The organism is Luedemannella flava (assembly GCF_039528515.1).
GTDB classification, from domain to species: domain Bacteria; phylum Actinomycetota; class Actinomycetes; order Mycobacteriales; family Micromonosporaceae; genus Luedemannella; species Luedemannella flava.
This window is the reverse complement of sequence record NZ_BAAALT010000035.1, coordinates 1-26,568: the sequence shown is the minus strand read 5'-3', so window position 1 is coordinate 26,568 and position 26,568 is coordinate 1. Positions and strand designations below refer to the sequence as shown.

Sequence of the window (26,568 nt, the reverse complement as noted above, 5' to 3'; positions counted from 1 at the left end):
GCCCGAACCGGCCGGGGCGCCCGAACCGGCCGCGTCGGCCGAAGCGGAGGAGGCGGAGGAGGGCGGCGCGGCCGTCGGAGCCGCCACCGCTGAGCCGTCGAGCGGCCCGGTCGCCGCCACCGGGCCGGCGGAACCCGCCCGGCCGGTCGGTGCCTCTGCCGCGAAGTCGGGTGAGCAGGTGCGGCCGACCGCGTCGCCGCTGGCCGCGGTGCGTGCCCAGGCCGCCGAGCCGGTCTCGCCCGCGGTCGTGGGCCGGTCCCGGGTTCCCGTCATCCGGGACCTGCCGGTCATCGGCGCTGCCGTGGCGCCGCGCTCCCGCCGCGACGTGGTCGCCCGCCGCTGGGCGGCCGCCGTGGTCGCGATCGCGGTGGTCGGGACGCTGATCGGCCTGCTGCTCAACACCCGTACGGGCGAGGCCCGCACGCCCGAGGGCGCCGGTGCCGCGCCCGGTTCGTCCGTCGTCGCCCAGCCGACGTCGCCCGCCGCCGGCAGCACGGCCCCGGCCACCTCGGCCGCCCCGCCGACCACCTCGGGCGAGGCGGCCCTGCCCGCGGGCTGGCGCCGCTACATGGACCGCACCGGCTTCTCGGTCGCCGTGCCGGCCGACTGGGCGGTGTCCCGTCAGGGCAGCATGGTCTACTTCCGCGAGCGCGGCGGCGACGGCCGGGTCCTCGGCATCGACCAGACCAACCAGCCCAAGTCCGACCCGGTCGCCGACTGGACCGCGCAGGCGGCCTACCGGGTGGGGCGCGGCGACTTCCCGGGCTACAAGCAGATCCGCATCGAGGCCGTCGACTACTTCCTCAAGGCCGCGGACTGGGAGTTCAGCTACAACGACGGCGGTCGCGTGCGCGTGGTCAACCGGGGCTTCGTCACCGGGAAACACAAGGCGTACGGCATGTGGTGGTCGACGTCGGACCGCACGTGGGACGAGCACCTGCCCGAGTTGCGGCTGATCCAGGACAGCTTCCGGCCGGCCCGCTAGAAACGGTGAGCGGGTCGGCCCCGTCCATGCCGACCCGCCCGACGCGCCTGCGTCCCGCTACCGGCCGTACCGGCTCTTGAGGTGGCGCCACCAGTCCCGCAGCATCCACTTGTCGAACTCGGTGATCTGCGAGGCGCTGCCGGCCTTCATGATGAAGCCGCCGACGCCCGGGTCCCAGTCGTAGAAGTCGTCCAGGCCGAACGTGTGCCCGACCTCATGCAGGTAGATGTGGATGTTCTCGCTGCCCAGGGCGCCCATGAAGTACTCGCTGCCCATGCGCTGGCCCCAGTCGCCGCCGGCGCCGCCGCCCATGCCGGCGGTGAGCCACAGCGACATGTCGTAGTGGCGCGACGCGCCGCCCGGGCACCCGGAGTAGTTGCCGTCCTGGTGGAAGAACCGGCCGCACGGCTCGGAGCACTGCGGGGCGTTCTCCCGGATGTTGTTGACGTAGATGTCGACGGACGAGTCGGACCACTGCAGCTGCGCCCGGTCCCGCACGGCCCAGCCGACGACCTTGACGTTGACCTGTGGGTACGGCCAGCCGTTCCAGCCGGCGCCGTTCTCCGACATCGCGGTCATCCACTTGTTGAACTGCTTGGACAGGGCCGCGTGGATCGCGTCGCGCTGGGCGGTCGTCACCGAGGCACCGGAGTCCCACCGCACGCAGTAGTTGATCGTGCCCTGCCCGGCCATGACCTGGTCCCAGCCGTAGTTGCGGAACCCGTAGAGGTTCGAGTAGGTCGACTCCTGGTGCGACCAGACGGCGGCGAGCGCCGAGGTCAGGTTCGACGGCGGGTTCCAGGGCGCGTTGGTGACGGGCGGCCGGGTGGTCGCGGCGGCGCTCGTCGGTGGCCGGCTGGTGGCGGCCCGCGAGGTGACCGGCGCGCTGGTCGCGGCGCGCGTGGTGACGGGCGCGGAGGTCGCGGCCCGGGTCGTGGCCGGCGCCGCGGTGGTGCCGCTGGTCGACCCGGTGCAGGCCACGCCGTTGAGGGTGAAACTCGTGGGTACGGGGTTCGCGCTGTTGTTCCACGAGCCGTTGAAGCCGAACGAGGTGCTGGCGTTGGTGGCGAGCGCGCCGTTCCAGCCGACGTTGGCGGCCGACACGGTGCCGCCGCTCTGTGTCACGGTGGCGTTCCAGGCCTGCGCGACGGTCTGACCGGCCGCGAAGGTCCACTGGACGTTCCACGACGTGATCGGGTCACCCAGATTGGTGACGTTCACATTCGCCCCGAAGCCGCCCGGCCACTGCGACGCGACGGAGTAGGTGACCCGGCAGCCGGTGGCGGCCCGCGCGACCGGGGTGGTGACCACCGCGCCGGCGGTGACCAGCAATGTCGAGCCGATGGCGAGCAGCGTGAAGCCACGTTTCCGTGCGGGCATGTGGTGTCTCCCTAGCCGGTGGGGGTCCCCCGTGCTGGCGTCGAGGTCGGGGCCGCCCGGCCGTCGCGGTCCGGAGCCTGGACTTTGACGGCCGGGCGGGGCCCCGACGGTTGCGATGCTAGGGCATTAAGTTTTTCGTAACAACTATCTGGATATAGAAATCAATCGTGGTAATCAAGGCTGTGCGCAGGGTCAGATACCGCGTCAGCCGGCGGCCGCGAGCGCGGTCGCGACGAGGTAGCCGCCCACAGTGGCCAACCCGACCGCCTGCCCGCCGTGCGTGTACGCCTCGGGGATCATCGAGTCGGCCAGCACCATCAGCATGGCGCCGGCGGCGAACGCCTCGGCCCCCTGACCGGCGTTCGTCATCGCCCCGGCGCTGAGAAAGCCCAGCCCGGCGACGACGGCGCAGACCACGGTGAGCGAGCCCCACAGGCCCGTGATGCCCCGGGTCGACCAGCCGGCGGCCCGCATGCTCGTCGTCCCGGCGACGCCCTCCGGCACGTTGGAGACGAACACGGCCACCACGAACGCGGCGCTGACCGTCTCGCCCATGCCCATCCCGATGCCGAGGACGAACGACTCGGGGATGCCGTCGAGCAGCGCGCCGAGGAACATGGCCAGGCCCGACCCGCCGGCGCCGGTCGCGCGGATGCGCTGGCGGTTGGCCCCGCCGCCCCGGTCGATCAGCCGGTCGGCGAAGAAGTAGGTGAGCGCGCCCAGCGCCAGGCTGCTGCCGACCAGCCAGCCGTGCCCCTCGCCGGCGTCCGGCACCAGTTGGTACGCGATGGCGCTGAGTAGGGTGCCGGCGCCGAAACCCATGATCAGTCCGGTCAGTTGGTGGCGCCGCCCGAGCGCCCCGGCGAGGGCCTGGCCGACGAGGAGCGACGCGGCGGTCACCGCGCCCCAGGTCACGGCCGTCCAGACGCTCACGGGCACATCATATGGGCGTTATGTCGGGCCAACGGCTTCTTTGTCGCCTGCGTTAACCTGGCCGGCATGATCGTAGGCGCGGGCGGGCCCGGGGCCGGCCACGAGGATCTCCGGCGGATCCTCGGCCTGTTCCCGACCGGCGTCGCGATCATCACGACGGTCGCCGCCGCCGGGCCGGCCGGCCTGGTCGTCAACTCGTTCACGTCGGTGTCCCTGGACCCGCCGCTCGTGGGCTTCTTCCCGGCGCACTCGTCACGCACCTGGCCGCTGATCCGGGCGGCGGGGGCGTTCTGCGTCAACATTCTCGCCGCGGACCAGGAGCCGCTCGCCCGGGTGTTCGCCGGATCGGGTGAAGACCGCTTCCGCGGGGTGCCCTGGCGGGCCGCGCCGCACACGGGCTCGCCCGTGCTCGACGGCGTACTCGGGTGGATCGACTGCACGCTCTACGACGTGGTCCCCACGGGAGATCATGACCTGGCGCTGGGTCGGGTGAGGTCCGCCGACGCCGCCGACGACGGAGTTTTCACCGAACCGCTCGTCTTCCACCGCAGCCGGTACCACCTGACGGCCGGCGGCGAGGCCTGATCAGCGGACCCGGGACGGCACGTTCCGGGCGCCTGACGTAGCGTTGCTCACCATGGGTGTGGCAGACCGGATGAAGATCGGCATGCGCAAATTCCTGCAGCGGCCGGGGACCACGGTTGACCTGCGGCCGCTGGAGAAGCTGCTGCCGGCCATCGAGGCTCGCGAAGAGGCCGTCCAGGAGCTCAGTGACGCCGAGCTGACCGAGGCGGCCGGCACGGCCGAGGAACTCGTGGAGATCTGCGCGCTGGGCCGCGAGGCCGCCGTGCGCGGCCTGGGCCAACGGCCGTACGACGTGCAGATCGTCGGCGCCCTCGCGCTGCTCGCGGGCAAGGTCGTCGAGATGGCCACCGGTGAGGGCAAGACCCTCACGGCGGCGCTGGCCGCGTACGGGCACGTGCGCGCCGGCAACGGCCCCGTGCACGTGCTGACGGTCAACGACTACCTGGCCCGCCGCGACGCCGAGTGGATGGAGCCGGTCTACACCCTGCTCGGCCTCACCGTGGGCTGGGTGACCGAGGCGTCCACGCCCGAGGAGCGCCGCGAGGCGTACGGGTGCGACGTCACGTACGTCTCGGTGAGCGAGGCCGGCTTCGACTACCTGCGCGACCAGCTCGTCACCGACATCGCCGACCGGGTCCAGCGCACGCTGACCACGGCGATCGTCGACGAGGCCGACTCGATCCTGATCGACGAGGCCCGGGTGCCGATGGTGCTGGCCGGCGCGGTCCCGATCGAGCAGGACCCGGTCCACCAGGCCGCCACGGTCGTGCGCGGCCTGAAGAACCACCGCGACTTCGAGATCGCCGACGACGGCCGCAGCGCCGCGCTGACCACCCGGGGCCTCAACACGGTCGAGGCGTTGCTAGGCGGCATCGACCTCTACGACGAGGAGCACGTCGGCCAGCTCTCGGCGATCAACGTGGCGCTGCACGCGCACGCGCTGCTGCGCCGCGACGTCGACTACATCGTCCGCAACAAGACGGTCGAGCTGGTCGACGAGATGCGCGGTCGGGTCGCCCAGCGCCGCCGCTGGCCCGACGGCCTGCAGGCCGCCGTGGAGGCCAAGGAGGGCCTGGACGCGTCCGCCGAGGGCGAGGTGCTCAACACCGTCACCGTCCAGGCGTACATCGGGCTCTACAAGAACGTCTGCGGCATGACCGCGACCGCCGTGTTCGTCGGCGACCAGCTCCGCGAGTTCTTCAAGCTCGAGGTCGCCGTCGTCGCCCCGAACACCCCGTGCATCCGCGAGGACGAGCCCGACCGGGTCTACATGACCCGCGAGGAGCGCGACGAGGCCCTCGTCGCCGAGATCGTCAAGGCGCACGAGAAGGGCCGGCCGGTCCTCGTCGGCACGCTCGACGTGCAGGCGTCGGAGAGCCTCGCCAAGGCGCTCGCCGCCGAGGGCATCGAGGCGAACGTCCTCAACGCCAAGAACGACCACGAGGAGGCGGAGATCATCGCGGAGGCCGGCACGTTCGGCGCCGTGACCGTCTCCACCCAGATGGCCGGCCGCGGCGTCGACATCCGCCTCGGCGGCAGCGACGAGCACGACAAGGCCAAGGTCGCCAAGCTCGGCGGCCTGTACGTCATCGGTCAGGGCCGCCACGACAGCCGCCGCGTCGACGACCAGCTGCGCGGCCGCGCCGGCCGCCAGGGCGACCCGGGCCGGTCGGTCTTCTTCGTCGCGCTCGAGGACGAGCTGGTCGCCCGCCACGCCGGCGACGTGCTGCCCCGATCGCCCAAGATGAACTTCGACGGCCTCATCACCGACGAGCGGGTCGACTGGGCCATCGGCCACGCCCAGCGCGTCTCCGAGGGCGTCCACCACGAGATCCACCGCAACACCTGGCGGTACAGCGTCGTCATCGAGCAGCAGCGCGTCGCGCTGGCCGAGCGCCGCGAGCGGGTCCTGACCAGCTCCGTCACCGGCCGGATGCTCATCGAGCGGGTCACCGAGAAGACCGAGGACCTCGACGACGACGTTCTCGACCGGATCTCCCGCAACATCGCGCTGTACCACATCGACCGCCTGTGGGCCGAGCACCTGGCGTACCTGAACGAGGTCCGCGAGGGCGTGCACCTGCGCGCGCTGGGCCGCCTCGACCCGCTCGACGAGTTCCACCGCGCGGCCGTCCCGGCGTTCAACGAGCTCATCCCGGCGATCGAGGAGCGCACGGTGGAGACCTTCGAGGAGGCCGACATCGACAAGGACTGGCAGCCCGAGGCCGCCCAGCTCGTGCGGCCCAGCGCCACGTGGACGTACCTGGTGCACGACAACCCGTTCGGCTCCGAGCTCGACCGGATCATCTCTCAGGTGGGGCGCCGCATCCGCGACTGAGCCGGCGCGCCGATAGGCATAGTCCACCGCCGGATCGGGCACTCTGGTGCCGTGGTCCAGACACGAACGGCCAGCCTCGTCGCGGCGCTCACCGAGCTCCGCGACCGGCTGGCCGGCGTGCGTCTGCCGCTTGACCTGCCCGATGCCGAGGGCGCCGGGTCGGCGGCCCGGGGCGCGGTCGGGCAGCTCGACGACTACCTGCTGCCGAGGCTCGGCCGGCTCGACGCGCCGCTGCTCGTCGTCGTGGGCGGCTCCACCGGGGCCGGCAAGTCGACCCTGGTGAACAGCCTGGTCCGGGCACCGGTCAGCGCGCCCGGCGTGCTGCGCCCGACGACCCGCTCACCCACCCTGGTGTGCCATCCGGACGACGCGCCGTGGTTCGCCGAGTCGCACCTGCTGCCCGGGCTCGCCCGCACCACCCAGCACAGCGACGACCCGGCGACCCTGCGGGTCGTCGTGGCCCCGGCGCTGCGGGCCGGGCTCGCGCTGCTCGACGCGCCCGACATCGACTCCGTGGTGGCCGACAACCGGGCGCTGGCCGCCCAGCTGCTCGCCGCCGCCGACCTCTGGCTGTTCGTCACCACCGCCGCCCGGTACGCCGACGCCGTGCCCTGGGACCTGCTGCGCACCGCCCGCGACCGCGGCGCCGTGACCGCGCTGGTCCTCGACCGGGTGCCGCCCGGCGCGGACGCCGAGATCGTCCCCGACCTGACCCGGATGCGCGCCGCGAACGGCGTCGCCGACGGCCCGCTGTTCGTGATCCCGGAGAGCGTCCTCGACGGCCAGGGGCTGCTCGCCGAGTCCGTCGTGGCGCCCGTCCGGGCCTGGGCGGACGCGCTCGCCGGCTCGGCCGCCGAACGCGCCGACGTGGTCCGCCGCACCGTCGGCGGCGCGGTGGCCGCCCTCGCCCCGATCGTCGCCACGGTGTCGGCCGCCGCCGACGCCCAGATCGCCGCCGCGCGCTTGCTGTCCGCGACCGTGGACACGGCCTACGAGAGCGGCGTCAGCGCTGTCGGCAACGGCCTGTCCCGGGGCGACCTGATGCGCGGCGAGGTGCTCGCCCGCTGGCAGGACCTGGTCGGCACCGGCGAGTTCATGCGCGGCGTGCAGGCTCGCGTCGCGGCGCTGCGCGATCGTTTCTCGGCCGCCGTCACCGGCCGGCCGAGGCCGGCGGACGAGCTGCGCGAGGCGCTCGGCTCCGGCCTGTCCGTGCTGGTCCGCGAGGCCGCGGCGGGCGCGGCCGAGGACGCGGCGCGCGGTTGGCGGGCCCATCCGGCCGGCACCGCGCTGCTGCGGGCCGCGCCGGACCTCGGCACCCCGGCGCCCGATCTCGCCGCCCGCGTGGACATGCTGGTCCGCGAGTGGCAGCAGAGCGTTCTCGATCTGGTACGCACGGAGGCCGGCCAGCGCCGGCACATCGCCCGCGTCAGCGCGTACGCCGTCAACGCCCTGGGGCTGGCCGCCATGGTCGTGGTGTTCGCCGCGACGGCGTTCATCCCCACCGGCGCGGAGCTGGCCGTCGGCGCGGGCACCACTGTTGCCGCCCAGAAGATCCTGGAGGCGATCTTCGGGGACCAGGCGGTCCGAGAGTTGGCCGAGAAGGCCCGCGCCGACCTGCTGCGCCGGGTGGGCGCGCTCCTCGCCACCGAGGCTGACCGCTTCCGCGCGGTCCTCGCCGCCGCCCCCGTCGACGACGCGGCTCCGGACGCCCTGCGCCGCGCGGCCGCCGAGGTGGCCCGCGCGGCCCGCGGCGCCAACCTGACGCCGGAACCAGCGCCGCCCGGGTCTGCGGCGGAGCCGCATTCGGGCGCGCGTGGGCGGGTCGAGCCGTGAAGCTGGGGCGCCGTTCGAACGCGGCCGCCGACGCGGATCTCGCCGGCCTGCCCGACCGGATCGCGGCGCTCGACCGGTTCGCCGACGCGGTCACCCACGTCGTCCCGGCCGGCTCAACCTGGGCCGCGGACGTCGCCGCCGCGCGGGCCGTCGTGGCGCGGGCCGGGGAGCGGCTGGCGCTGTCCCGGGAGCACACGGTCGTGGCCCTGGCCGGCGGCACCGGCAGCGGCAAGTCGAGCCTGTTCAACGCGCTGACCGGCCACGACTTCTCGCCCGTGGGCCTCATCCGGCCGACCACCGGCGAGCCGTTCGCCTGCGTGTGGGGCGGCGGCGACGCGACCGCCCTACTCGACTGGCTGCGCGTACCGCCGGCGCGCCGCTTCCGCCGGGAGAGCGCGCTCGACGCCACCGATCCCGAACTCGCGGCGCTCGGCGGGCTCGTCCTTGTCGACCTGCCCGACTTCGACTCCGTCGAGGCGGCCCACCGCGTCGAGGTGGACCGGCTGCTGGACCTCGTCGACCTCATGGTCTGGGTCCTCGACCCGCAGAAGTACGCCGACCGCGTGGTGCACGCCCGCTATCTCGCGCCGATGCGGCACCACCGGGGTGTCATGACCGTCCTGCTCCACCAGGCCGACCGGCTCGCCCCCGCCGACCTGGACCGTTGCCTCGCCGACCTGACCGGCCTGCTCGACGCGGACGGGCTCACCGGCGTCCCGGTCCTGGCGACCTCGGTCGTGCCGGGGCCCGACCGGCTCGCTCCGTTGCGCGAGCGGCTCGCGGAGGTCGTCGCGGCCCGCCGGGCGGCCCTGACCCGCCTGGCCGGCGACGTCGATCACGCGGTCGCGGAGCTGGCCCAGCTCGTCGACGCGGACGCCCCGGCGGCGAGCGTCGACGACGCCACCCGCCGCCTGGTCGTCGCCGCGCTAGCCGAGGCGGCCGGGGTCCCGGTCGTGGCGAACGCGACCCGGCGCGGCTACCGCCACCGCGCCCACGCGGTCACCGGCCAGCCGCTCGTCCGCTGGGTCCGCCACTTCCGCCGCGACCCGCTGCGCCGCTTCCGCCTCGGCGGAAAAGACCTGGCCACGACTGCGGAGCTCGGCGGGGCTACCGCCTGGAGCAGGCCCGCCGCTCAGGGCGGACCCGGCAGGCTGCCGGGGGACCGGCATGGACCGTCGACCGGCGAAGCCGTGTCGGGCGCGGGCGTCGGAAGCCCGGCGCCGCCCGCTGGCTCGGCTGGTCTGCCCAAGCCGACCGGCCTGCCCATCGGGTCGCCTGGTCTGCCGGAGCCGACCGGCCTGCCCCTGGGGTCGCCTGGTCTGCCGGAGCCGACCGGCCTGCCCGTTCCGTCGCCGGGCGCGTCCGCTGCCGTGGGGCTGGCGCTGCGGACCGTGGGGGAGCGGGCCGGGGCGGGGCTGCCCGAACCGTGGCCGGCCGCCGTCCTCGCCGCCGCGAGGTCGCGCCGCGATGAGTTGGCGCCGGCGCTGGACATGGCGGTGGCGCGCACCGACCTCGGGGTTCCCGACAGGCGCTGGTGGTGGCGGATCTTCGGGCTGCTCCAGTGGCTCGCCACGGCGGCGATCGTGGCCGGCGTCCTGTGGTTGGTGGTCCGATATGCCCTGTTCGCTCTCGCTCTGCCCGAGCCGCCGATGCCGGATGTGGGCCGCCTGCCGTTGCCGACGGCGCTGCTCATCGGTGGGATGCTGGGCGCCCTGGTGCTCTCCTTCGTCGCGCGCCTGCTGGTGCGGATGGCGGCGGCCCGTGCTGGCGCGCGGGCGTCGGCCCGCCTCACCAAAGCGATCGCCGACGTCGCGGACGACTACGTGTTGTCGCGAGTTACAGACCTTCTGCGTCGCTACGCGGCGGCGCGCGAGGCGTTCCGTGCCGCGCGGTGATCAGTGGATTGTGGCTCCGTGCGGGATTTCGGCCCGCCTGAGGGCAACATTCCCGCACGATTCCATGCGAGATGATCGTCCAATTTGGATTCGTGGGCGATTGTCGGGGTCAGGGTGCCGCATTCCGGCCACGAATCCATTGTGGACCGCCTGTGCGGTGACGGACAAGGATATAAGGTGTAAATCGCCTAGGGGGGCGGCGCGCTGACGGGGTGCGGCGCGGTGTGGGCGGGGTCGCTACGCTGGCGGAACTCATGACGAAAGGGTGTCGCGTGGCGGAGCCGGAGTTGGGCGTGGAAGAGACCATCGTGTGGCGGGTGCAGCGCGGAATGCGGATCTTCGCAATCGGGGCGATCGTCGTGTTCGCCCTGCTGATCATGCAGGTCGCGATGGTGTGGGGCTACTACGCCACGATCGGCATCCTGCTCGTGCTGGGCGTGCTGTTCCAGGTGTACTGGCAGCTGCTGCGCCCGAAGCTCACCGCGACCGAAGCGGGCGTCGACGTCGTCAGCGACTGGAAGCCGGTGCATCTGGAGTGGGCGGACATCCGCCGCGTCGAGATCGGCGACAAAGGGCTGACGCTCATCCGCGCCGACGGCAGCGCGGTGCACTCGAAGGTGCCGCACGCCGCGAAGCCCAACCCCGACAAGTCGCCCACCGAGCAGGCGCTCGCCGCGGACTACCTCACGCGGCGCGCCAACTGGGCCCGCAAGGGCACCGGCATCAAGCCCACCTACGAGGCGCCGAAGGCGTGAGGAGGGGGCCCCGGAGCGGGGCCCCGCAACTCACATATTGATCATGTGGCCCGCGAGGCCGTGGATGGCCTCCTTGACGGCCTCGCCCAGGGTCGGGTGGGCGTGCACGTTGCGCCCCACCTCGTGGACGGTGAGATCCCACTGCTGGGCGAGCGTCAGCTCGGGCAGCAGTTCGGTGACCTCGGGGCCGATGAGGTGCGCGCCGAGAATCTCGCCGTACTTCCCGTCCGAGATGATTTTGACGAACCCGACCGGTTCGCCGAGGCCGTGGGCCTTGCCGTTCGCGGTGAACGGGAAGCTGATGACCTTGACGTCGAAGCCCTTCTCCTTGGCCTGCGCCTCGGTCCAGCCGAAGCTCGCGATCTGCGGCTGGCAGTACGTGGCCCGGGGGATCATCACGTAGTCCAGCTCCATGGTCTCCGCGTCCGCGATCGTCTCGGCCGCGATGACGCCCATGGCCTCGGCCGCGTGGGCGAGCATGAGCTTCGCGGTCACGTCGCCGATGGCGAAGATGTGCGGCACGTTCGTGCGGCAGCGGCCGTCGATGTCGATCGCGCCGCGCTCGGTCAGCTTCACGCCGGTGTTCTCCAGGCCGTACCCCTGGGTCCGGGGGGCGAAGCCGATGGCCTGGAGGACCTTGTCGGCCTCCAGCACCTCCTGGGCGCCGCCCTTCGAGACGGTCACCTTCACCGAGGAGCCGGAGTCGTCGATCGACTCGACGCGGGTGCCGGTGAGGACCTTGATGCCCAGCTTGCGGTAGCGCTTGGCGAGCTCGGCGGAGACGTCGGCGTCCTCCAGCGGGACCAGCCGGTCGAGGAACTCGACGATGGTGACGTCCACGCCGTACGAGCGCATGACGTACGCGAACTCGACGCCGATCGCGCCGGCCCCGGCGATGATGATGCTGTTCGGCAGCGAGTCCTCAAGGATCTGCTCCTCGTAGGTGACGACGCGCTCGGACAGCGACGTGCCGGGCAGCAGCCGCGTCGTGGCGCCGGCCGCGATGATCGCGTGGTCGAACGTGATCGTCTCGGTGCCGCCGTTGGACAGGGCCACTGAGATGGTGTGGGCGTCGACGAACGTGCCCCACCCGTCGTACTCGGTGATCTTGTTTTTCTTCATCAGGTAGTGAATGCCCTTAACCCGGCCGTCGGCCACCTGCCGGCTGCGCTTGAAGGCGGGGCCGTAGTCGACCCGGACGTCGCCGTCCACGACGATGCCGAACTTGTCGCGTTCGGTGGTGAAGATCTGGGCCAGCTCGGCGTTACGCAGGAGGGCCTTGGAGGGGATACAGCCGACATTGAGGCAGACCCCGCCCCAGTACTTGCTCTCCACCACGGCCACGGACTTGCCCAGCTGCGCGGCGCGCACCGCGGCGGTGTAGCCGCCCGGGCCGGCGCCGAGTACGACGACGTTGACATGAGCGCTCATACCGGGAAGCTTTCCACACCCGGCCGGGCGCGCACGGTTGATGTCGGTCATACCCGTGCTCGCTTATATAAGCGTTGCCTGATACTGTCGGCGGCGTGCACGCGTTCGACGTGTTGGGCGACCCGGTCCGGCGCCGGATCCTGGAGCTGCTCGCCGAGGGCGAGCAGGCCGCGGGTGCGCTCACCACAAAAATCCAGGAGGAGTACGGCATCTCGCAGCCGGCCGTGTCGCAACACCTGAGGGTGCTGCGCGACAACGGCTTCGCCACCGTCCGGGCCGATGGGGTCCGGCGGCTCTACGCCATCGATCCGGACCCGCTGCGCGAAGTCGACGCCTGGCTCGCGCGGTTCCGGGGATTCTGGAGCCAGCGGCTGGACGCCCTGGCGACGGAGCTGGCGCGCGGCAAGCGGCAACGGCGGCTGCGGGCGACAACGGAGGACGACGAATGATCGAGATCATGGACGAGCTGGGCTGGGTCCAGCGCACGGTCGCCGCCGGCGGCGGCAGCGTCGGCGTGCTGCTCAAGCGCCGCTACGACGCCGACGCGGAGGACGTCTGGGACGCCCTGACCGACCCCGAGCGGGTGCGGCGCTGGTTCCTGCCGCTCACCGTGGACGCGCGGGTCGGCGGCGCGTTCCAGCTGGAGGGCAACGCGGGCGGCGAGATCCTCGCCTGCGACCCGCCCAAGCTGCTGCGGGTCACGTTCGGCGGCGAGACCAGCATCGTCGAGCTGCGGCTGACCCCCGACGGCGACGCCACCACGCTGGAGCTGGAGCACACCGTCCCGGTGGAGCTGGCCGGCAGCGGCGCGGGCGCCCTGTTCGTCGGCCCCGGTTGGGACGGCGCGCTGCTCGGGCTCGGGCTCTACCTCGCCGGCGAGGCGCCGGAGGACCCGGCGGCGGCCGCCAGCAGCCCCGAGGTGCAGGAGTTCTCGAAGCGCTCGGCGCACCTGTGGGCCGCGGCGGCGCTCGCGTCCGGCACGGCCACGCAGGAGCAGGTGGACCAGGCACTCGCGATGTCGTTGGGGCACTTCTCGCCCGACGTCTGAGGGCGAAACTTACCGGGAATTGCCCTGCATTGGCCGGGGGCGGCCGGTCGACGCGTCGCGGCGTCGGCCGGCCCGCGCCTATGATGCAGGCCACCTCGTCCCCGGTAGCTGGAGCCCGCCGCATGAAGACCCAGCCCGCGACGCCCTCGACCAAGCGGCCGGTCAAGCGCGCGACCAAACGGCCCGCGAAGCCGGTCGAGCTGCCGTTCAACGGGCTCGTCCTCGGCGGCATCCTGCTGCTGACCGCCATCATCTACGCCAACTCGCTCGGCAACGGCTTCGTCGACTTCGACGACCCGGAGAACGTCACCGGCAACATGTCGATCCGGGACCTTACCGGGACGAACCTGGCGCACTGGTTCTCGACGCCGTTGCAGTACATGTACACGCCGCTGGTCTCGCTGTCGTACGCGATCGACTGGCAGTTCGGCGCGGACGGCCCGGGGATGTACCACTTCACGAACCTGGCCCTGCACCTGGGCAACGTGGCGCTCGTCTGGGCGCTGATCCGGGCGCTCACGCGCAAGCCGCTCGTGACCTACCTGGTCACGGCCGCGTTCGCGCTGCACCCCATGAACGTGGACTCGATCGCCTGGGTGTCGACCCGCTCCAACCTGCTCGCGACGCTGTTCAGCCTCGGCACCCTCGTGCTCTACCTGCGCTACCTGCGCACCGGCCGGTGGCCCGCGCTGGCCGGCGCGGTCGTGCTGTTCGCGTGCGCCGGCCTGTCGAAGTCCACGGCCGTGATGCTGCCCGTGATCTTCTTCCTGATCGACTACTGGTACGGCCGGCTGCCCGCCCTGCACCCGAAGCGGATCATCCGCCGGTGGACGCGCGACGACTGGCTGCTGCTGGGCGCCAAGGCGCCGTTCTTCGCCATCTCGCTGGTGCTCGGCCTCGTGGCGCTGCACTTCCGGATGGACACCGTGGTCAGCGGGTACAACGCCGGCGAGCGGGTCATCATGGTCTGCGCCGCCCTGGTCAGCTACCTGATCGCGCTGGTCGCGCCGGTGAACCTGGCGTTCGCGCACGCCTACCCGGACCCGGATTCGCTGCCCTGGTACCTCTACGCCGCGCCCGTCGTGCTGATCGCCGTCGGCTGGGTGCTGCACCGGCTCAGCGCGCCGAGAAAGGTCTTCTGGTTCGGCGCCATCTTCTTCCTGGTGAACGTGGTCCTCAGCCAGACCGTCCTGCTCATCGACAACTACAAAGCCAACCGGTACGTGTACCTGCCCTATATCGGGCTGTTCCTGATCCTGGCCTACCTGGTGGAGCGGGCGTACCAGGTCGCCGCCGAGCGCGGGCTCGGGTGGCTGCGCGCCGGGGTGACGACCGTGCTGGTCGGGAGCCTGCTGTTCTGGTCGGCGGCCGTGGTGGTGCGCAACGCCGCCTGGAAGAACACCGTCACGATCATGACGAGCTCGATCGAGGCGGACCCGAACGTGGCGTTCACGTACAACAGCCGGGGGATCGCGCGCTACCTGGCCGGCGACTACGACCGGGCGATGGTGGACTTCAACAAGGTGCTCGAGGTGGACCCGGAGTTCAAGTTGGCTGTCCACTACCGCTCGATCATCAAGTACCTCAAGGGCGACTACCAGGGCGCGCTCGTCGACGACGACATCGTCCTGGCCAAGTACCCGGGCTTCGCGTCCGGCTTCAACGAGCGCGCCAAGACGAAGTTCATGCTGAACGACTTCAACGGGGCGTACGTCGACGCCGACATGGCCATCCAGATCGACCCGTACCTGGCGGACGCGTTCAACACGCGCGGCAAGGCGCGGGTGAAGCTGGGCGACGGGGCCGGGGCGGTCACCGACCTCAACACCGCGATCGGCTTCATCCCGGACTTCGCCGAGGCGTTCTACCAGCGCGGCCTCGCCAAGCAGATCACCGGCGACGTGCTGGGTGCCTGCGCCGACTGGCGTCAGGTGCAGACCCTCAACCAGGCCCCGTTCGTCACCGACGCCACCACGGCCCTCAACTCCACCTGCCCTGCCACGTAAGGGTGTTTCGCGCACGGGGGTCACGGTGCGAAGCTGTGCCGCGTGACGGTACGCGGGATGATCGGCGATCTTCCGGTTCGGGTACGGGCCGGGCTCGGCGTGGTGGCGGGGATCGCCCTGCTGCTCGCGGCCGCGCAGGTGGCGGCGCCCTGGTGGCCCCGGCCCTCGACCGGGTCCTACGCCGGGCCGACCCACGTCGTGTGGGCGCTCGGGCAGCTCGGCGTCGTGCTCCTGGCGCTCGCGGAGTGGGTGCGCCACCGGGAGGGCCTGCGCTGGCGGGCCGGCCTCGACCTGCCGGAGGGCCAGGACCGGGTCCTCTGGGACGTCCACGTCGGCCAGATGCGCCGGCGGGAGGGCTCAACGGCCGTCCTGCTCGCCGCGTGGGGGCTCGTCGGCCTCAGCGCGGGGCTGTTCGCGTCGCGCAGCGGCGTACCCCTGGTGTGGGGTTATGTGGCGGCCGGTGCGCTGGTGCCGGCGTTGTTCGCGCACGCGGTGCTGACCTTCCCGGACGGGCGACCGGCCGGCCGGTGGCACCGGCTGTTCCTCACCGCGGCCTACGGGTCGGCGCTGCTCTACCTCGGGTACGCCCTGACGGCCGAGGCGGGCTGGATCGCGCCGTGCGGCCCCGGGAAGTGCCCGGCCAACCCGCTGCTGCTGGGGTCGTCACTCGGCTGGTCGTGGTTCACCTGGTGGGCCCAGAAGGTCGTCGCGATCGGCCTGGTCGTGTGGCTCGGCGCGCTGCTGCTGAACCGGCTGCGGACGGACCCCGACTGGCGGCGGCAGGCCCTCATCAGGGTGCTCGCGGCGGCGGCCGTCCCGGCGGTGGTGTTCGCGTGGCGGCTGCTGCTGGACGCGGCCTACCCGGCGGGCGATCCGATGTGGACGGCGCTGCGCTGGTCGGAGGTCGTCGCCGACCTGGCGGTGCCGGCCGCGATGCTCATCGGCCTGCGCGTGTCGGCGGCGACGTCCGTGGGTACTGCTGAATCAACCACTTCGGTTGAGGAGGCGGCCGTATGACGATGCATGACCCCCGTGAGCTCAACGCCATCCCGGTGGCCCCGGCGGTGGGCGAGTACCTGGACGACGCGGCTCCCGAGCCGGAGGCCGACCCCCGCGAGGTCCGCCACACGGTGCCGCCGGTCGACGAGGACGGCAACGAGATTCCGGACGACGAGGAGCGCTGAGTGCGGATGAGGGCGCCCCGGCGGGGGGCGCCCTCATCGCGTTGTTATGAGCCCGCGCAGGTGGGCGTGGGTGCCGCGTTGGTGCCCGTCCAGCTGCCGAGGAAGCCGAACGTCCGGCTGCCGCCCGGCGCGAGCTGGCCGTTCCAGGCCACGTTGCGGACCTTCACCGCGGCCCCCGCCTGGCTGACCGTGCCGTTCCAGAGCTGGGTCACCTGCTGCCCGTTGGCGAAGGTCCAGTCGACGGACCAGCCGGTGTACGAACTCTGCCCCGCGTTGCGGACCGTCACCTCGGCCTGGAAGCCACCCGGCCACTGCGCCAGGATCTTGTAGGTCACGACGCAGGTCGGCGGCGGTGCCGACGTCGGCGGGCCCGCCGTGGGCAGGAAATAGATGATCCCGTGGGCGATGTAGTTCGACGTGTTGCCGGCCGCGTCGTACGCCGCGACCGCCACCGTGTAGCCGGCGCCCGGCTCCAGGTCGTCGAAGGTATGGGTCAGCCCGCTCGTCACGTTCACCGTCGCGATGGTGCCCATGCCCTGCTTGCCCAGTTGCACGAGGTAGCCGGCCACGCCGTAGTTGTCCGTCGCCGGACCCCAGGTGACCGTGAAACCGTGCGGGTTGATGTTGGTGACGGTCGGCGGGCCGGGCGACGTCGGCGGGGTGCCGTCCGCGTTGCCCAGCACGACGGTGCTGATCGAGTTCGCGGGCCAGATCCCGGACATCGACGAGTACGGCGTGCAGCCCACGCACACGGGCGCGACGGCCACCGGCAGGTCAGCGCCCCGGACGATTGCCGTGGGGTTGGCCGCCGAGTAGCGGTAGACCTGCGCGCTGAGCGCGCTGGCGCCGCCGGTGAAGCCGACGGAGCTGGACAGGTTCTCGTTCGTCTTGTTGATGATGACGAGCTTGAGCGGGCCGGTCGCGTCGCGGGTGGCGTAGATGGCCAGCTTGTCCTGGTCGCTGCTGGTGGCCCGTACGCTCTGCGAGCCGACCCGCGCCCCGCGCCCGTCGAAGTTCAGGAACATCCGGAACGCGTACGCCCCCGGCTGCTGACTCGTCGGCGGCGACCACAGGGTGGCCAGGTCGAGACCCTCCCGGCCGAAGATGCCGAGCACGTCCGCCTGCGCCAGCGCGCCGTTCACGCTGTCCAGCGCGCCCCAGTTGTACTCCGTGATGGCCGTCTTCGTGCCCGGGTAGTTGGCGCTCACCAGGGCCTTCATGCGCGGGATCAGCTGCGTCTGGGTGTTGATCCACGACTCGTCGACGTAGGTCGGGTCCCACAGGTTGCGGGTCGAGCGCAGGCGCAGCGCGTTCGTGGCCGGGTCGTTGGCGTTGCCGAAGGCCACGCCGGTGCCCTGCGGGTACCAGTGGTTGTCGTAGTAGTCGAGCAGCCGGGTGCCGTGCGCGTCGTCGTACGCCTTGAGCTGCTGCAGGTACCACGCGCCGAAGTCCGTGCCGCCGTGGGCATTTCTGTCCGGTGGGTTGGACCAGCAGGAGCCGCCCTGGATGCTGCAGGTCTGCTGGTCCTTGCCGGACATCGTCAGGGAGTTCCAGCCCCAGCCGGCGGGGCCGAGCGTCTTCGCGTTCGCGTCGGCGGCCTTGACGGCGCCGGCGATGTCGATCGTCCGGTCGCGCAGCTCGTCGTACGAGGCGCCGTCCGGGTGCACGTCGCGATGGGTGGCGTGCCAGATGTCCGGCTCGTTGTCGAGGTTGTAGTACAGGCTGCCGTAGCGGCCCTTGAGATAGGTGACCCAGTCGCCGACGTAGTCCGCGCCCGCCGCCACGGACGTGTCGCGGGGGTCGTTGCCGGTGATGTTGGTGCCGTCGGGCTTCACGCCGTTGCCGCAGTCCGGGCGCCACTGGTCGGTCTGCTGCTGCGGCCCGTACTTCGCGACGGAGAAGCCGCAGTCACCGGCGCGGGACTTGGGCACCCAGCCGATGAGCGGCACGGTGAGCAGGCTCTTCGTGCCGGTACGCTTGTCCTGGTCGACGAACGCGTTGACGTCGGAGCCGGCCGGCAGGGTGGCGGGGTCCGCGGTGCCGGCGATGTTCTCGAAGTACCAGTCCGACGCCCGGTTGGACGTGTCGTTGAGGTAGTTGTACCGGGTCGTCGCGTTGCCGCCCCAGCGCCGCAGCGGGAGCCTCAGCTCCTGGGCGAGCGCCTCGTCGGCGAAGTTCATGCCGTAGATGTCGGGGCTGATGGGCTTCGTGGCGACGGTGGTGTTCACGGACAGGCCCGGCCCGGGGACGCTGGTGCCGCTGATCGGTGCGGCGGTGCTGGCGGCTGCCGCCAGCCGCGGCGCTCCCGCCGTGGCGTTGGCGGGCAGGGCGATGGTGACCGCCGTGGCGGCGGTGGCAACGGACAGGGACGCGAAGATCGCGGCTTGGCGCGATCGCCGATGGGACACGGAATCCTCCGGGTGACCAGGTCCGCGGTGGTGGGGACGCCGCGGGCGCCCCCACCACCGGGTACGTCAGGAGCCGACGCAGGTGGGCGTGGGCAGCGGGTTGGTGCCGTTCCACGAGCCGAGGAAGCCGAACGTGCGGCTCTGTCCGGCCGGGATCGAGCCGTTCCAGCTGAGGTTCTTCACGGTCACGGCGGCACCCGACTGGGTGTGCGAGCCGTTCCACAGCTGCGAGATCTGCTGCCCGCCGCCGAACGTCCAGCTGGCCGTCCAGGCGTTGAAGGCGGTCGTGCCGGCGTTGCGCACGGTCACCTCGGCCTGGAAGCCGCCCGGCCACTGCCCCGTGATGGCGTAGGTCGCGACGCAGCCCGCCGGCGGCGGGGCCGACGTGACGGGCGGCGGCGCGGTCGGCAGGCAGTAGAGGATCGGGTGGGCGATGGACAGCGACTTGTTGCCGGCCGCGTCCACGGCGGCGACGCCCAGGCCGAAGCAGGTGCCGGGCTGCAGTCCCGTGAACGTGTACGTCAGCCCGCTGGTCACGGTGATCGTGACGGAGCTGCCGCCCTGCGGGCTGTACTGGAGCAGGTAGGCGGCGACGCCGACATTGTCGGTTGCCCTGCCCCAGGTGGCCGTGAAGCCGGTTGACGTGATGTTGGAGGCGGTCGGCGCTCCCGGCGTACTCGGCGGCTGCGTGTCGACGAGGCTGGTGGTCGCGGCGGCGCCCGACGTGGGCGCGGGGCTGATCGGGAGCGCCGTGGCGGCTGCGGCATTTGTGCCGGCGTTGGCGCTGGCGGGAAGCGCGACGGCTACCGTCATCGCCGCGGCGGCCACGGATAGTGATGCGAAAATTACAGCTCGGCGTGATCGGGGAAACGGCACGGGTGCCTCCGAAAGACCAGGTCCACAGGGGACGACTATGGCTGGACGAGGGGCGAAGAGGTTACCTCCACGAATTTAACTTCACAAGATTGCTGCCGGATGTCCTGGGCACGCGGCGGTAGCATCCTGGTCATGGTGGCGGTGTTGGTGCTGGTCCACGCAGGGGTCGCCGCGCTGTGGCTGGGCTCGATGGCATACAGCCTCTTCGTGGTGCAGCCCCGGCTGCCCCGCATCGTGGGCTCTCCCGACGTCGAGGACGCCCAACGCGAACTTGCCCAGGGCAACCGTTGGCCGGTGGTAGCCGTGATCGCCACCTTGTGGGTTACCGGCGGGGCACTCGCCTTCCTCCACGAGGGCCCCTGGTGGCCCCTGATGGTGAAGGCGGGTCTGCTGGGTGCCGCGACGGTGCTCTTCTGGTGGATCTCCTGGCGCGGGTGGCCCCGCCGCGTCTTCGCCCTCCCGTCGGAGCTGCCGGGGTTGCAGCGCGACTTCCGCCGCATAGCCCGGACGATGCTCACGTTGGTGGCCCTCGCCTTCGCGGTGTCCTTCCTCACGTGAGCGTCGCGCCGTGCCGCGTGGCCCCAGCGGTAACAGAGAGTTAACCGCGACGATCGTGAGTCTTCCCACGTCAGGTTTGCCCCGGGCGCGTCGGTGAGAAATGGTTAGACCTGAGGAGGTCTTCCACATGAAGAACCGCGACATCGGCGGCGTGCCGGTCAGCGCGATCGGGCTGGGCGGCATGCCCATGTCCATCGAGGGCCGGCCCGACGAGGCGCGCAGTATCCGCACCATCCACGCGGCGCTCGACGCCGGCGTGACGCTCATCGACACCGCCGACGCTTACCACATCCACGCGGACGAGGTCGGCCACAACGAGTCGCTGATCGCGAAGGCGCTCGCCAGCTACGGCGGCGACACGTCGCAGGTCATCGTGGCGACCAAGGGTGGTCACCTGCGTCCCGGCGACGGCAGCTGGACGGTCGACGGCTCGCCGGAGCACCTGCGTGAGGCGGTCGACGCGTCGCTCAAGCGGCTCGGGGTGGACGCCATCGGGCTCTACCAGTTCCACCGCCCGGACCCCCGCGTCCCCTACGCGGATTCGGTCGGGGTGCTCGCCGAGCTGCTGGACGCCGGGAAGATCCGGTTGGCCGGCATCTCGAACGCCAACCCCGACCAGATCCGCGAGGCCAACGAGGTGCTCGACGGCCGGCTCGCGTCGGTGCAGAACCAGTTCTCCCCGGCGTTCCGGGGCTCGGAGGCGGAGCTGAACGCGTGCGCCGCGCTCGGCATCGCGTTCCTGCCCTGGTCGCCGCTCGGCGGCATCTCGCGGGCGGGCGAGCTGGGCGAGCGGTTCGCCCCGTTCGAGGCGGTCGCGAAGGCGCACGGCGTCAGCCCGCAGCGGGTCTGCCTGGCCTGGATGCTCGCGAAGGCGCCCGTGGTCATCCCGATCCCGGGCGCGAGCCGTCCGGAGTCCATTGTCGACTCGATCGCCGCGACGGACCTGGTCCTCACCGACGACGAGTACGCGGCTCTCGACGCCGCCAACGTGCGCCCGTAGCGGCGCGACACGCGGAGGGCCGGCGGGACCACCCGCCGGCCCTCAGCGTGTCGCCAGGCGTCCCGCGTGCGCGGCCTCCGCCGGCCGCGCGTCGCTCGGCCCGCTGCTGATCAGCCGCCGACGGCTCAGCTGCCCGTCGAGGTCGCCGTGGCGCCGCCGGCCAGCGCCCCGTCGATCCGCGACCGCACCGACGGCACGTCCTCCGGTCGCGCCGCCAGGTCGGTTCGGTCACGGCGGAGGACTTCAACGGGGGTGGTCCGTTCGGTACCAGTCGGTCAGCAGTTCCAGGACCGGGCGGCGGCCCTCCAGGATGGCGAGGTCGTCGCGGGCGTCGTAGCCGACGCCGGGCAGCCGGTCGGCGGCGGCGATGCGGTTGAGCATGAACGGGGCGAGCCAGAAGTACTTGGCGGCGGCCGACAGCCGGATGGCCCGGTGCACGTCGTCGGGCTCGAGCGCGCCGGCCAGGCCGCGGGCGTAGCCGTCGCAGACCGCCGCGCGCACGTCGGGGAGCCCGTCGATGGGCACGAGGCCGTCGAAGAACGTGTCGAGGATCAGGTTCGCCGGGTCCTCGCCGATGGCGCCGGGCCCGACGAACGTCCAGTCGAACAGCACCGGTCCGGCGTCGTCGACGACAAGGTTCATGGGCCACACGTCGTGGTGGCACAACGTCACCGGCAAAAGATCAACTTCGGCGAGTACGCGGTGCCGGCGCTCCCAGATCTCGCGCAACGTCGCCCGCAGCGGGGCGGGCCACACCTGCGCGGCCAGCGGATGGTCCCACGCCACCGGGTCGGCGACCGGCCGCGACAGCGTGTAGTCGCGCAGCCAGTCCCGGGACAGCCAGTCCACGGTCAGCCACGCCACCGGGGCGGGCTGGCCCGGCCAACCGGCCTGTCCCGTGGCGGCGAGCCAGGACGCGTGTGCCGTACCCAGCCGCCGCGCGAGGTCGCCGAACTGCGCGATGGTCAGCTCCGTGCCGGGCGTGCCGTCGACGTCCTCCAGCCACAATGCGATCGACCCGTCGTAACGGTCGACGGAGTCGAGCAGCCTGGGCGGCCGGATCCCGCCGGCGGCGAACGCCGCGGCACACAGGCCCGTCCGGTAGGCCAGACCCTCCCGGCGCCAGTAGTTCCAGTGACCGGGATCGTCGCTGGTCGCCCAGTCCGCGCGGCCGGACACGGTGCCGCCCGGCCACAGGATCTTGAGGATGGCGGTAGTGGCGTTCCGGCGTACCCGCCAGATCCCGCCCGTCGCCGCGTTCAGGGGATTGTGGTCCAGCGGCTGCACCGCCCAGCCCGGCTGCAGGACGTCGGCGATGGCGTCGGACACCTCCCAAGGGTAAGTGGTTGCGCGACCGGGCATGCTTGCTCTCGTGAGTGACGACGACCTTCGGGTACGGCCCGGCGTGGTGATCCCGCGTGCCGAGCTGTCCTGGCGTTTCTCCCGTTCGGGTGGCCCCGGCGGGCAGGGCGTCAACACCGCGGACTCCCGGGCGGAGCTGAGCTGGGACGTCGCGGGCACCGCGGCGCTGTCCGACGCGCTCAAGGAGCGCGCGCTGCACCGGCTCGCCAACCGCCTGGTGGACGGCGTGCTCACGATCGATTCGTCGGTGCACCGCAGCCAACTGCTCAACCGCCGCGATGCGGAGGCCCGCCTGGTCGCCCTCGTGGTGGACGCGATCGCCGCGCCCCCGCGACCGCGCCGCCCGACGAAACCGTCGCGCGGCGCGGTCGAGCGCCGCCTGGACGCCAAGCACCGCCGCTCCCAGACGAAGCGCCACCGCCGGGCGGGCCCGGACGACTAGCGGCGGATCCGGCGTCGTCTCCTCGAACGCCCGCGCCATCGCGTCGGCCAACCGCGCCCGACGGGCGTTGCCGCGCCGCTGGTCGGTCACCGCGAGCGTTCCACGTCCGTCACTAGATAGACAGGCTTACTAGTTAGACATACTATCTAGTGGTGAGCGAGTCGCGATGGCCGTCGGAGTGGCTGCGGGGCGTCCTGGAGCTGTGCGTCCTCGGCGTCCTCGCGGACGGCCCGACGTACGGCTACGCGATCGCGCAGCGACTGGAGGAGGCCGGGCTGGGCGTCGTGAAGGGCGGCACGCTCTACCCGCTGCTCGCGCGGCTGGAGGCCGACGGGTTCGTGGAGTCGTCCTGGCAGGCGGGCGACGGCGGCCCGGGCCGGAAGTACTTCTCCCTCACCCGCACCGGCGCGGCGCGCCTGCGCGAGCGCGCCGGGCTGTGGCGCGGCTTCACACACCTCACCCACGGACTCCTGGAGACCCGATGAACCCCCGATGGCGTGACGCCTTCGTCCTGACCGCGCGCATGCGCGACGTGCCCGGCACCCGCATCGGCGAGGCGCTCGCCGAGGTCGAGGCCCACTGCGCGGAGAGCGGCGAGACGCCGACCGAGGCCTTCGGCGACCCCGTCGAGTACGCGCGGGCGATCGCCGACCAGGCGCCCGCGCGGCCGGCCGGTCGCGGCGTCGGTCCCGGGCGTGGGGCGCTGGCGACCGGGTGCTACATCGCCGCGACCGCGCTCCTGCTCGAGGGGTCGGGGGCAGTGACGGGCCGGGACCTGCCCGTGCTGACCACGGGCACGCTCGTGTCGGTTCTGGTCGGCGCGGCGTATGTGTTCGGCCTGCTCGCCCTCGCGGACCGGTTGTCGCTGTGGGGGACCACCTGGCGCCTGCCGGTGCTCGTGCTGCCCGGCGTCGCGTTGATAGCGCTGCCGTCGTTCCTCATGCCGCAGCGGTTGGTCTATCTTTCGGGCGTGCTGGCGTTCGGGGCCTCGGCCGTGCTGTTCGGCATCGGCTGGCTGATCACGCGGATCTCCGCGCAACCCGACCTGATCGTCGACCCGCGCACGGGCACCACGCCCATGCCGGCGCCGCGGTGGGCGCTGGCCGTGATCCGGTTCATGCCGCTGCTGTTCCTGGCCGCCACCGTGGCCGTGGTGTTCCTGCTCCCCGACGCCTGATGACCGTCAGTCGAGCCAGGCGCGGACCTGGGCCAGGTCGCCGGCCGGGTCGGGGCCGACCGGGTCGACGTTGAGCACCGTGACGCCGGCGGCCCGGTAGGCGGCGATCCGGTCGCGGACGTAGCCGGCCGGACCGATGAGGCTGCCCAGCTCCAGCAGTTCGGCGGGCACGGCCGCCGCCGCGCCGGCCTTGTCGCCGGCCAGGTACAGCTCCTGGATCCGGTCGGCCTCCGCCGCGTACCCGTAGCGGCAGGCCAGGTCGTGGTAGAAGTTGCGGCCCTTGGCGCCCATGCCGCCGAGGTAGAGCGCGACCATCGGGCGGCCCAGGTCGCGCATCGGCGCGAGGTCGTCGCCGATGGCCAGCGGGCCGCCCGCGACGACCTCGAGCGGGCCGAGGTCGGGCGAGCGCTTCGCGGCGCCTTCACGTAGCGACGAACCCCAGACGGCGTCCGCCTTCTCGGGGATGAACAGGAACGGCAGCCAGCCGTCGGCCACCTCGGCCGTCAGTTGCACGTTCTTGTCGCCCAGCGCCGCGACGTAGATCGGGATGTTGTCCCGCACCGGACGGGTGAGCATCTTCAGCGGCTTGCCGAGCCCGGTGCCCTGCCCGGCCGGCAGCGGGATCGGGTAGGCGCCGTCGTTGGTGATCGTCTCGCGGCGCCACGCCCGCCGGCAGATGTCGATGATCTCCCGCGTGCGCGCCAGCGGACGGTCGTAGGGCACCCCGTGCCAGCCCTCGATGACCTGCGGCCCTGACGCGCCGAGGCCGAGGATCGCGCGCCCGCCGGAGACGGCGTCCAGGCCGGCGGCCGTCTGGGCGATGAGCGTGGGGGTACGCGAGTAGATCGGCAGGATGCCCGAGCCGATCTGCATCCGTTCCGTCTTCGCGGCGATGTAGCCCATGAGCGTCGGCGCGTCGAACCCGTACACCTCGGCCACCCAGAGGATGTCCACGCCGACGCGGTCGAACCCGACCACGCGCTCGATCAGGGACTTCGGGTCGCCCGCGTACTGCATCGTCGCGCTGAGTCTCATGGGCGCATCTTACTCGACGGTAACTTCTGGCCCGACGCAGCTCGCCGTCATGATCCTCATGCACCGCCTGACCACCGTGCTCTTCGGCGAGGAGCTGGCCCGCCGGGCGATCTTCTACGTGATCGCGTGGCCGACGGCGTTCCTGCTCGTCAACGCGTACAACGAGAGTCTGTTGATCGCGCTGGCGCTGGGCGCGCGGTATCTCATGCACCGGGGCCGGTGGGGCTGGGCCGCCGTCCTGATCGGGTTCGCCAGCTCGGCGCGCGTCCGGCATCCTGCTCGTGGCGCCCTTCATCTGGGGGTACCTGCGCCAGCACGGCTACTCGTGGCGGTCGCCGGTCCGGTCGCTGCGCGGCGTGCGACCGGACCTCCTGTGGATCCTGCTGACGCCGACCGGCCTGTTCGTCTACATGGCGTACCTGTGGCAGGCGTTCGGCGACCCGCTCGTGTTCAAGTCCGCACAGGACGCCTGGTGGCGTCACGCGCGCCCGCCGTGGACGGGCATGATGCTGGGCATCGACCTGCTCCAGCAGCGCTGGCCGGTGGTCGACCCTGACGCCGTCCGCAACATCACCAACATGATCACAATCGTCCTGACGCTGGTCCTGCTGGTGGCCGCGGCGGTGGGCCCGTGGCGGTTCGCGGGCGACCGGACCTACCTCGTGATCTTCTCGGCCGCCATGTTCGCGCTCCCGTTGTGTACGCCGATGGAAAACGGGTACTCCCCGCTGGACAGCCTGTGGCGGTACGTCGTTGTATTCCTGCACGACAAGTCCGTCGGTTGAGGAGACGCATGGACGACATCACGGCGTTGATCCAGGACGACCACGAGGCCTTCCGCCGGGGCTTCGCCCGCCTCGACGACGCGCAGGGCGTCGACGAGCTGCGCGCCATCTGGGAGCCGTTGGCCCTGCACCTCGACATCCACGCGGAGGCCGAAGAGACGATCTTCTACCCGCAGCTGCTCCGCCGGGGCGACGACGCGGAGGAGGAGACCGACGACGCGATCCGCGACCACAACAAGATCCGCGACGCGATCTCCGAGTCGCGCCGCCACGACGTCGGCTCCGACGAGTGGTGGGCCGCCGTCTGGGCGTGCCGCCGCGAGAACACCGAGCACCTCGGCGAGGAGGAGGACGAGGTCCTCCCCGACTTCCGCCACAACGCCACCCTCGAGCTGCGCGACGAGCTGGCCACCGCCTGGCTCAAGTACTACGCCGAGCACCCCTCCGGCCGCGGCCTCACGTTCCGCGACAAGGACCCCAAGGAGTACATCAGGAACAACACTCCCTAGGTGACTGGTGTTAAACGATGGCCGCGACCGGCGTGGCGACCAT

The 26,568-nt window shown here is 72.1% G+C and carries 24 protein-coding genes and 1 pseudogene; 18 read left to right on the top strand and 7 right to left on the bottom strand.

What is annotated here, in order from left to right:
• Positions 1–985 (top strand): annotated as a pseudogene (locus ABD211_RS07595) (hypothetical protein); the annotation flags it as partial.
• Between the two features lie 57 nt (positions 986–1,042).
• Here the strand turns inward: ABD211_RS07595 and ABD211_RS07590 are convergent.
• Entirely contained in the window at positions 1,043–2,365 is a 1,323-nt protein-coding gene (locus tag ABD211_RS07590) for a cellulose-binding domain-containing protein (RefSeq protein ID WP_344127711.1), read from the bottom strand.
• A 204-nt stretch (positions 2,366–2,569) separates the two neighbouring features.
• Entirely contained in the window at positions 2,570–3,298 is a 729-nt protein-coding gene (locus ABD211_RS07585) for a ZIP family metal transporter (RefSeq protein WP_344127709.1), read from the bottom strand.
• Between the two features lie 66 nt (positions 3,299–3,364).
• Between ABD211_RS07585 and ABD211_RS07580 the strand changes: the two genes are divergently transcribed.
• The 5 genes from ABD211_RS07580 to ABD211_RS07560 all read left to right on the top strand — a co-directional run bounded on the left by ABD211_RS07580 (position 3,365) and on the right by ABD211_RS07560 (position 10,704).
• Positions 3,365–3,883: a flavin reductase family protein gene (locus tag ABD211_RS07580; protein ID WP_344127707.1), complete on the top strand. Its 519-nt coding sequence runs from the start codon at positions 3,365–3,367 to the stop codon at positions 3,881–3,883.
• Positions 3,884–3,935: 52 nt separating this feature from the next.
• On the top strand, positions 3,936–6,221 hold the full coding sequence (gene secA2, locus ABD211_RS07575) for an accessory Sec system translocase SecA2 (RefSeq protein WP_344127705.1): 2,286 nt from the start codon (positions 3,936–3,938) through the stop codon (positions 6,219–6,221).
• Positions 6,222–6,272: 51 nt separating this feature from the next.
• On the top strand, positions 6,273–8,054 hold the full coding sequence (locus ABD211_RS07570; RefSeq protein ID WP_344127703.1) for a GTPase domain-containing protein: 1,782 nt from the start codon (positions 6,273–6,275) through the stop codon (positions 8,052–8,054).
• Complete coding sequence (locus tag ABD211_RS07565) at positions 8,051–9,949, top strand: GTPase (protein WP_344127700.1); 1,899 nt, start codon at positions 8,051–8,053, stop codon at positions 9,947–9,949. The genes ABD211_RS07570 and ABD211_RS07565 overlap by 4 nt, the downstream gene beginning before the upstream one ends.
• Before the next feature lie 272 nt (positions 9,950–10,221).
• Positions 10,222–10,704, top strand: coding sequence for a hypothetical protein (locus ABD211_RS07560; protein WP_344127698.1), 483 nt, complete (start codon positions 10,222–10,224; stop codon positions 10,702–10,704).
• A 30-nt stretch (positions 10,705–10,734) separates the two neighbouring features.
• Here the strand turns inward: ABD211_RS07560 and lpdA are convergent, their stop codons facing one another.
• On the bottom strand, positions 10,735–12,135 hold the full coding sequence (gene lpdA, locus ABD211_RS07555; protein ID WP_344127696.1) for a dihydrolipoyl dehydrogenase: 1,401 nt from the start codon (positions 12,133–12,135) through the stop codon (positions 10,735–10,737).
• A 95-nt stretch (positions 12,136–12,230) separates the two neighbouring features.
• On the opposite strand from lpdA, the gene ABD211_RS07550 reads away from it, so the two are divergent.
• From ABD211_RS07550 to ABD211_RS07530, 5 genes are all read left to right on the top strand, one after another.
• On the top strand, positions 12,231–12,584 hold the full coding sequence (locus tag ABD211_RS07550) for an ArsR/SmtB family transcription factor (protein ID WP_344127694.1): 354 nt from the start codon (positions 12,231–12,233) through the stop codon (positions 12,582–12,584).
• The gene (locus ABD211_RS07545) at positions 12,581–13,183 is read left to right on the top strand and encodes an SRPBCC family protein (RefSeq protein ID WP_344127692.1); all 603 of its coding nucleotides are present in this window, start codon (positions 12,581–12,583) and stop codon (positions 13,181–13,183) included. The genes ABD211_RS07550 and ABD211_RS07545 overlap by 4 nt, the downstream gene beginning before the upstream one ends.
• A 122-nt stretch (positions 13,184–13,305) precedes the next feature.
• Positions 13,306–15,189: a hypothetical protein gene (locus tag ABD211_RS07540; protein WP_344127690.1), complete on the top strand. Its 1,884-nt coding sequence runs from the start codon at positions 13,306–13,308 to the stop codon at positions 15,187–15,189.
• 42 nt (positions 15,190–15,231) lie between these two features.
• Positions 15,232–16,206, top strand: a complete 975-nt coding sequence (locus ABD211_RS07535) for a hypothetical protein (protein WP_344127687.1) — start codon at positions 15,232–15,234, stop codon at positions 16,204–16,206.
• A complete protein-coding gene (locus ABD211_RS07530; protein WP_344127684.1) occupies positions 16,203–16,373 on the top strand; it encodes a hypothetical protein in 171 nt (56 codons plus the stop codon). The genes ABD211_RS07535 and ABD211_RS07530 overlap by 4 nt, the downstream gene beginning before the upstream one ends.
• A gap of 44 nt (positions 16,374–16,417) precedes the next feature.
• Here the strand turns inward: ABD211_RS07530 and ABD211_RS07525 are convergent, their stop codons facing one another.
• Positions 16,418–18,781, bottom strand: a complete 2,364-nt coding sequence (locus tag ABD211_RS07525; protein ID WP_344127682.1) for a glycoside hydrolase family 44 protein — start codon at positions 18,779–18,781, stop codon at positions 16,418–16,420.
• 66 nt (positions 18,782–18,847) lie between these two features.
• Positions 18,848–19,609 (bottom strand): cellulose binding domain-containing protein, encoded by a 762-nt coding sequence (locus ABD211_RS07520; RefSeq protein ID WP_344127680.1) that lies wholly within the window; start codon positions 19,607–19,609, stop codon positions 18,848–18,850.
• Between the two features lie 180 nt (positions 19,610–19,789).
• Here ABD211_RS07520 and ABD211_RS07515 point away from each other — a divergent pair, with 180 nt between their 5' ends.
• Both ABD211_RS07515 and ABD211_RS07510 read left to right on the top strand, forming a co-directional pair.
• A complete protein-coding gene (locus ABD211_RS07515) occupies positions 19,790–20,215 on the top strand; it encodes a hypothetical protein (protein ID WP_344127678.1) in 426 nt (141 codons plus the stop codon).
• Positions 20,216–20,342: 127 nt separating this feature from the next.
• Positions 20,343–21,215, top strand: coding sequence for an aldo/keto reductase (locus ABD211_RS07510; protein WP_344127675.1), 873 nt, complete (start codon positions 20,343–20,345; stop codon positions 21,213–21,215).
• A 243-nt stretch (positions 21,216–21,458) separates the two neighbouring features.
• Here the strand turns inward: ABD211_RS07510 and ABD211_RS07505 are convergent, their stop codons facing one another.
• Positions 21,459–22,544 (bottom strand): phosphotransferase, encoded by a 1,086-nt coding sequence (locus tag ABD211_RS07505; protein ID WP_344127673.1) that lies wholly within the window; start codon positions 22,542–22,544, stop codon positions 21,459–21,461.
• A gap of 31 nt (positions 22,545–22,575) precedes the next feature.
• On the opposite strand from ABD211_RS07505, the gene arfB reads away from it, so the two are divergent.
• The 3 genes from arfB to ABD211_RS07490 all read left to right on the top strand — a co-directional run bounded on the left by arfB (position 22,576) and on the right by ABD211_RS07490 (position 24,196).
• Positions 22,576–23,019 carry an alternative ribosome rescue aminoacyl-tRNA hydrolase ArfB gene (arfB, locus tag ABD211_RS07500; protein ID WP_344127671.1) on the top strand — a complete coding sequence of 148 codons (444 nt, stop codon included), beginning with the start codon at positions 22,576–22,578 and terminating at the stop codon, positions 23,017–23,019.
• 152 nt (positions 23,020–23,171) lie between these two features.
• A complete protein-coding gene (locus ABD211_RS07495) occupies positions 23,172–23,504 on the top strand; it encodes a PadR family transcriptional regulator (RefSeq protein ID WP_344127669.1) in 333 nt (110 codons plus the stop codon).
• Entirely contained in the window at positions 23,501–24,196 is a 696-nt protein-coding gene (locus tag ABD211_RS07490; protein ID WP_344127667.1) for an HAAS signaling domain-containing protein, read from the top strand. Before ABD211_RS07495 ends, ABD211_RS07490 begins: the two co-directional genes overlap by 4 nt.
• A 6-nt stretch (positions 24,197–24,202) precedes the next feature.
• Here the strand turns inward: ABD211_RS07490 and ABD211_RS07485 are convergent, their stop codons facing one another.
• Positions 24,203–25,231: an LLM class F420-dependent oxidoreductase gene (locus tag ABD211_RS07485; RefSeq protein WP_344127665.1), complete on the bottom strand. Its 1,029-nt coding sequence runs from the start codon at positions 25,229–25,231 to the stop codon at positions 24,203–24,205.
• Between the two features lie 281 nt (positions 25,232–25,512).
• On the opposite strand from ABD211_RS07485, the gene ABD211_RS07480 reads away from it, so the two are divergent.
• Both ABD211_RS07480 and ABD211_RS07475 read left to right on the top strand, forming a co-directional pair.
• Positions 25,513–26,016, top strand: a complete 504-nt coding sequence (locus tag ABD211_RS07480; RefSeq protein WP_344127663.1) for a hypothetical protein — start codon at positions 25,513–25,515, stop codon at positions 26,014–26,016.
• Between the two features lie 8 nt (positions 26,017–26,024).
• Positions 26,025–26,525, top strand: a complete 501-nt coding sequence (locus ABD211_RS07475) for a hemerythrin domain-containing protein (protein WP_344127661.1) — start codon at positions 26,025–26,027, stop codon at positions 26,523–26,525.
• The last annotated feature ends 43 nt before the right edge of the window (positions 26,526–26,568 follow it).

Coding starts and splice junctions, on each gene's coding strand:
- ABD211_RS07590 (WP_344127711.1), bottom strand. CDS start 2,365: ATGCCCGCACGGAAACGTGGCTTCACGCTGCTCGCCATCGGCTCGACA.
- ABD211_RS07540 (WP_344127690.1), top strand. CDS start 13,306: ATGAAGACCCAGCCCGCGACGCCCTCGACCAAGCGGCCGGTCAAGCGC.
- ABD211_RS07485 (WP_344127665.1), bottom strand. CDS start 25,231: ATGAGACTCAGCGCGACGATGCAGTACGCGGGCGACCCGAAGTCCCTG.
- ABD211_RS07490 (WP_344127667.1), top strand. CDS start 23,501: ATGAACCCCCGATGGCGTGACGCCTTCGTCCTGACCGCGCGCATGCGC.
- ABD211_RS07475 (WP_344127661.1), top strand. CDS start 26,025: ATGGACGACATCACGGCGTTGATCCAGGACGACCACGAGGCCTTCCGC.
- secA2 (WP_344127705.1), top strand. CDS start 3,936: ATGGGTGTGGCAGACCGGATGAAGATCGGCATGCGCAAATTCCTGCAG.
- ABD211_RS07530 (WP_344127684.1), top strand. CDS start 16,203: ATGACGATGCATGACCCCCGTGAGCTCAACGCCATCCCGGTGGCCCCG.
- arfB (WP_344127671.1), top strand. CDS start 22,576: ATGCTTGCTCTCGTGAGTGACGACGACCTTCGGGTACGGCCCGGCGTG.
- ABD211_RS07545 (WP_344127692.1), top strand. CDS start 12,581: ATGATCGAGATCATGGACGAGCTGGGCTGGGTCCAGCGCACGGTCGCC.
- ABD211_RS07580 (WP_344127707.1), top strand. CDS start 3,365: ATGATCGTAGGCGCGGGCGGGCCCGGGGCCGGCCACGAGGATCTCCGG.
- ABD211_RS07515 (WP_344127678.1), top strand. CDS start 19,790: ATGGTGGCGGTGTTGGTGCTGGTCCACGCAGGGGTCGCCGCGCTGTGG.
- ABD211_RS07510 (WP_344127675.1), top strand. CDS start 20,343: ATGAAGAACCGCGACATCGGCGGCGTGCCGGTCAGCGCGATCGGGCTG.
- lpdA (WP_344127696.1), bottom strand. CDS start 12,135: ATGAGCGCTCATGTCAACGTCGTCGTACTCGGCGCCGGCCCGGGCGGC.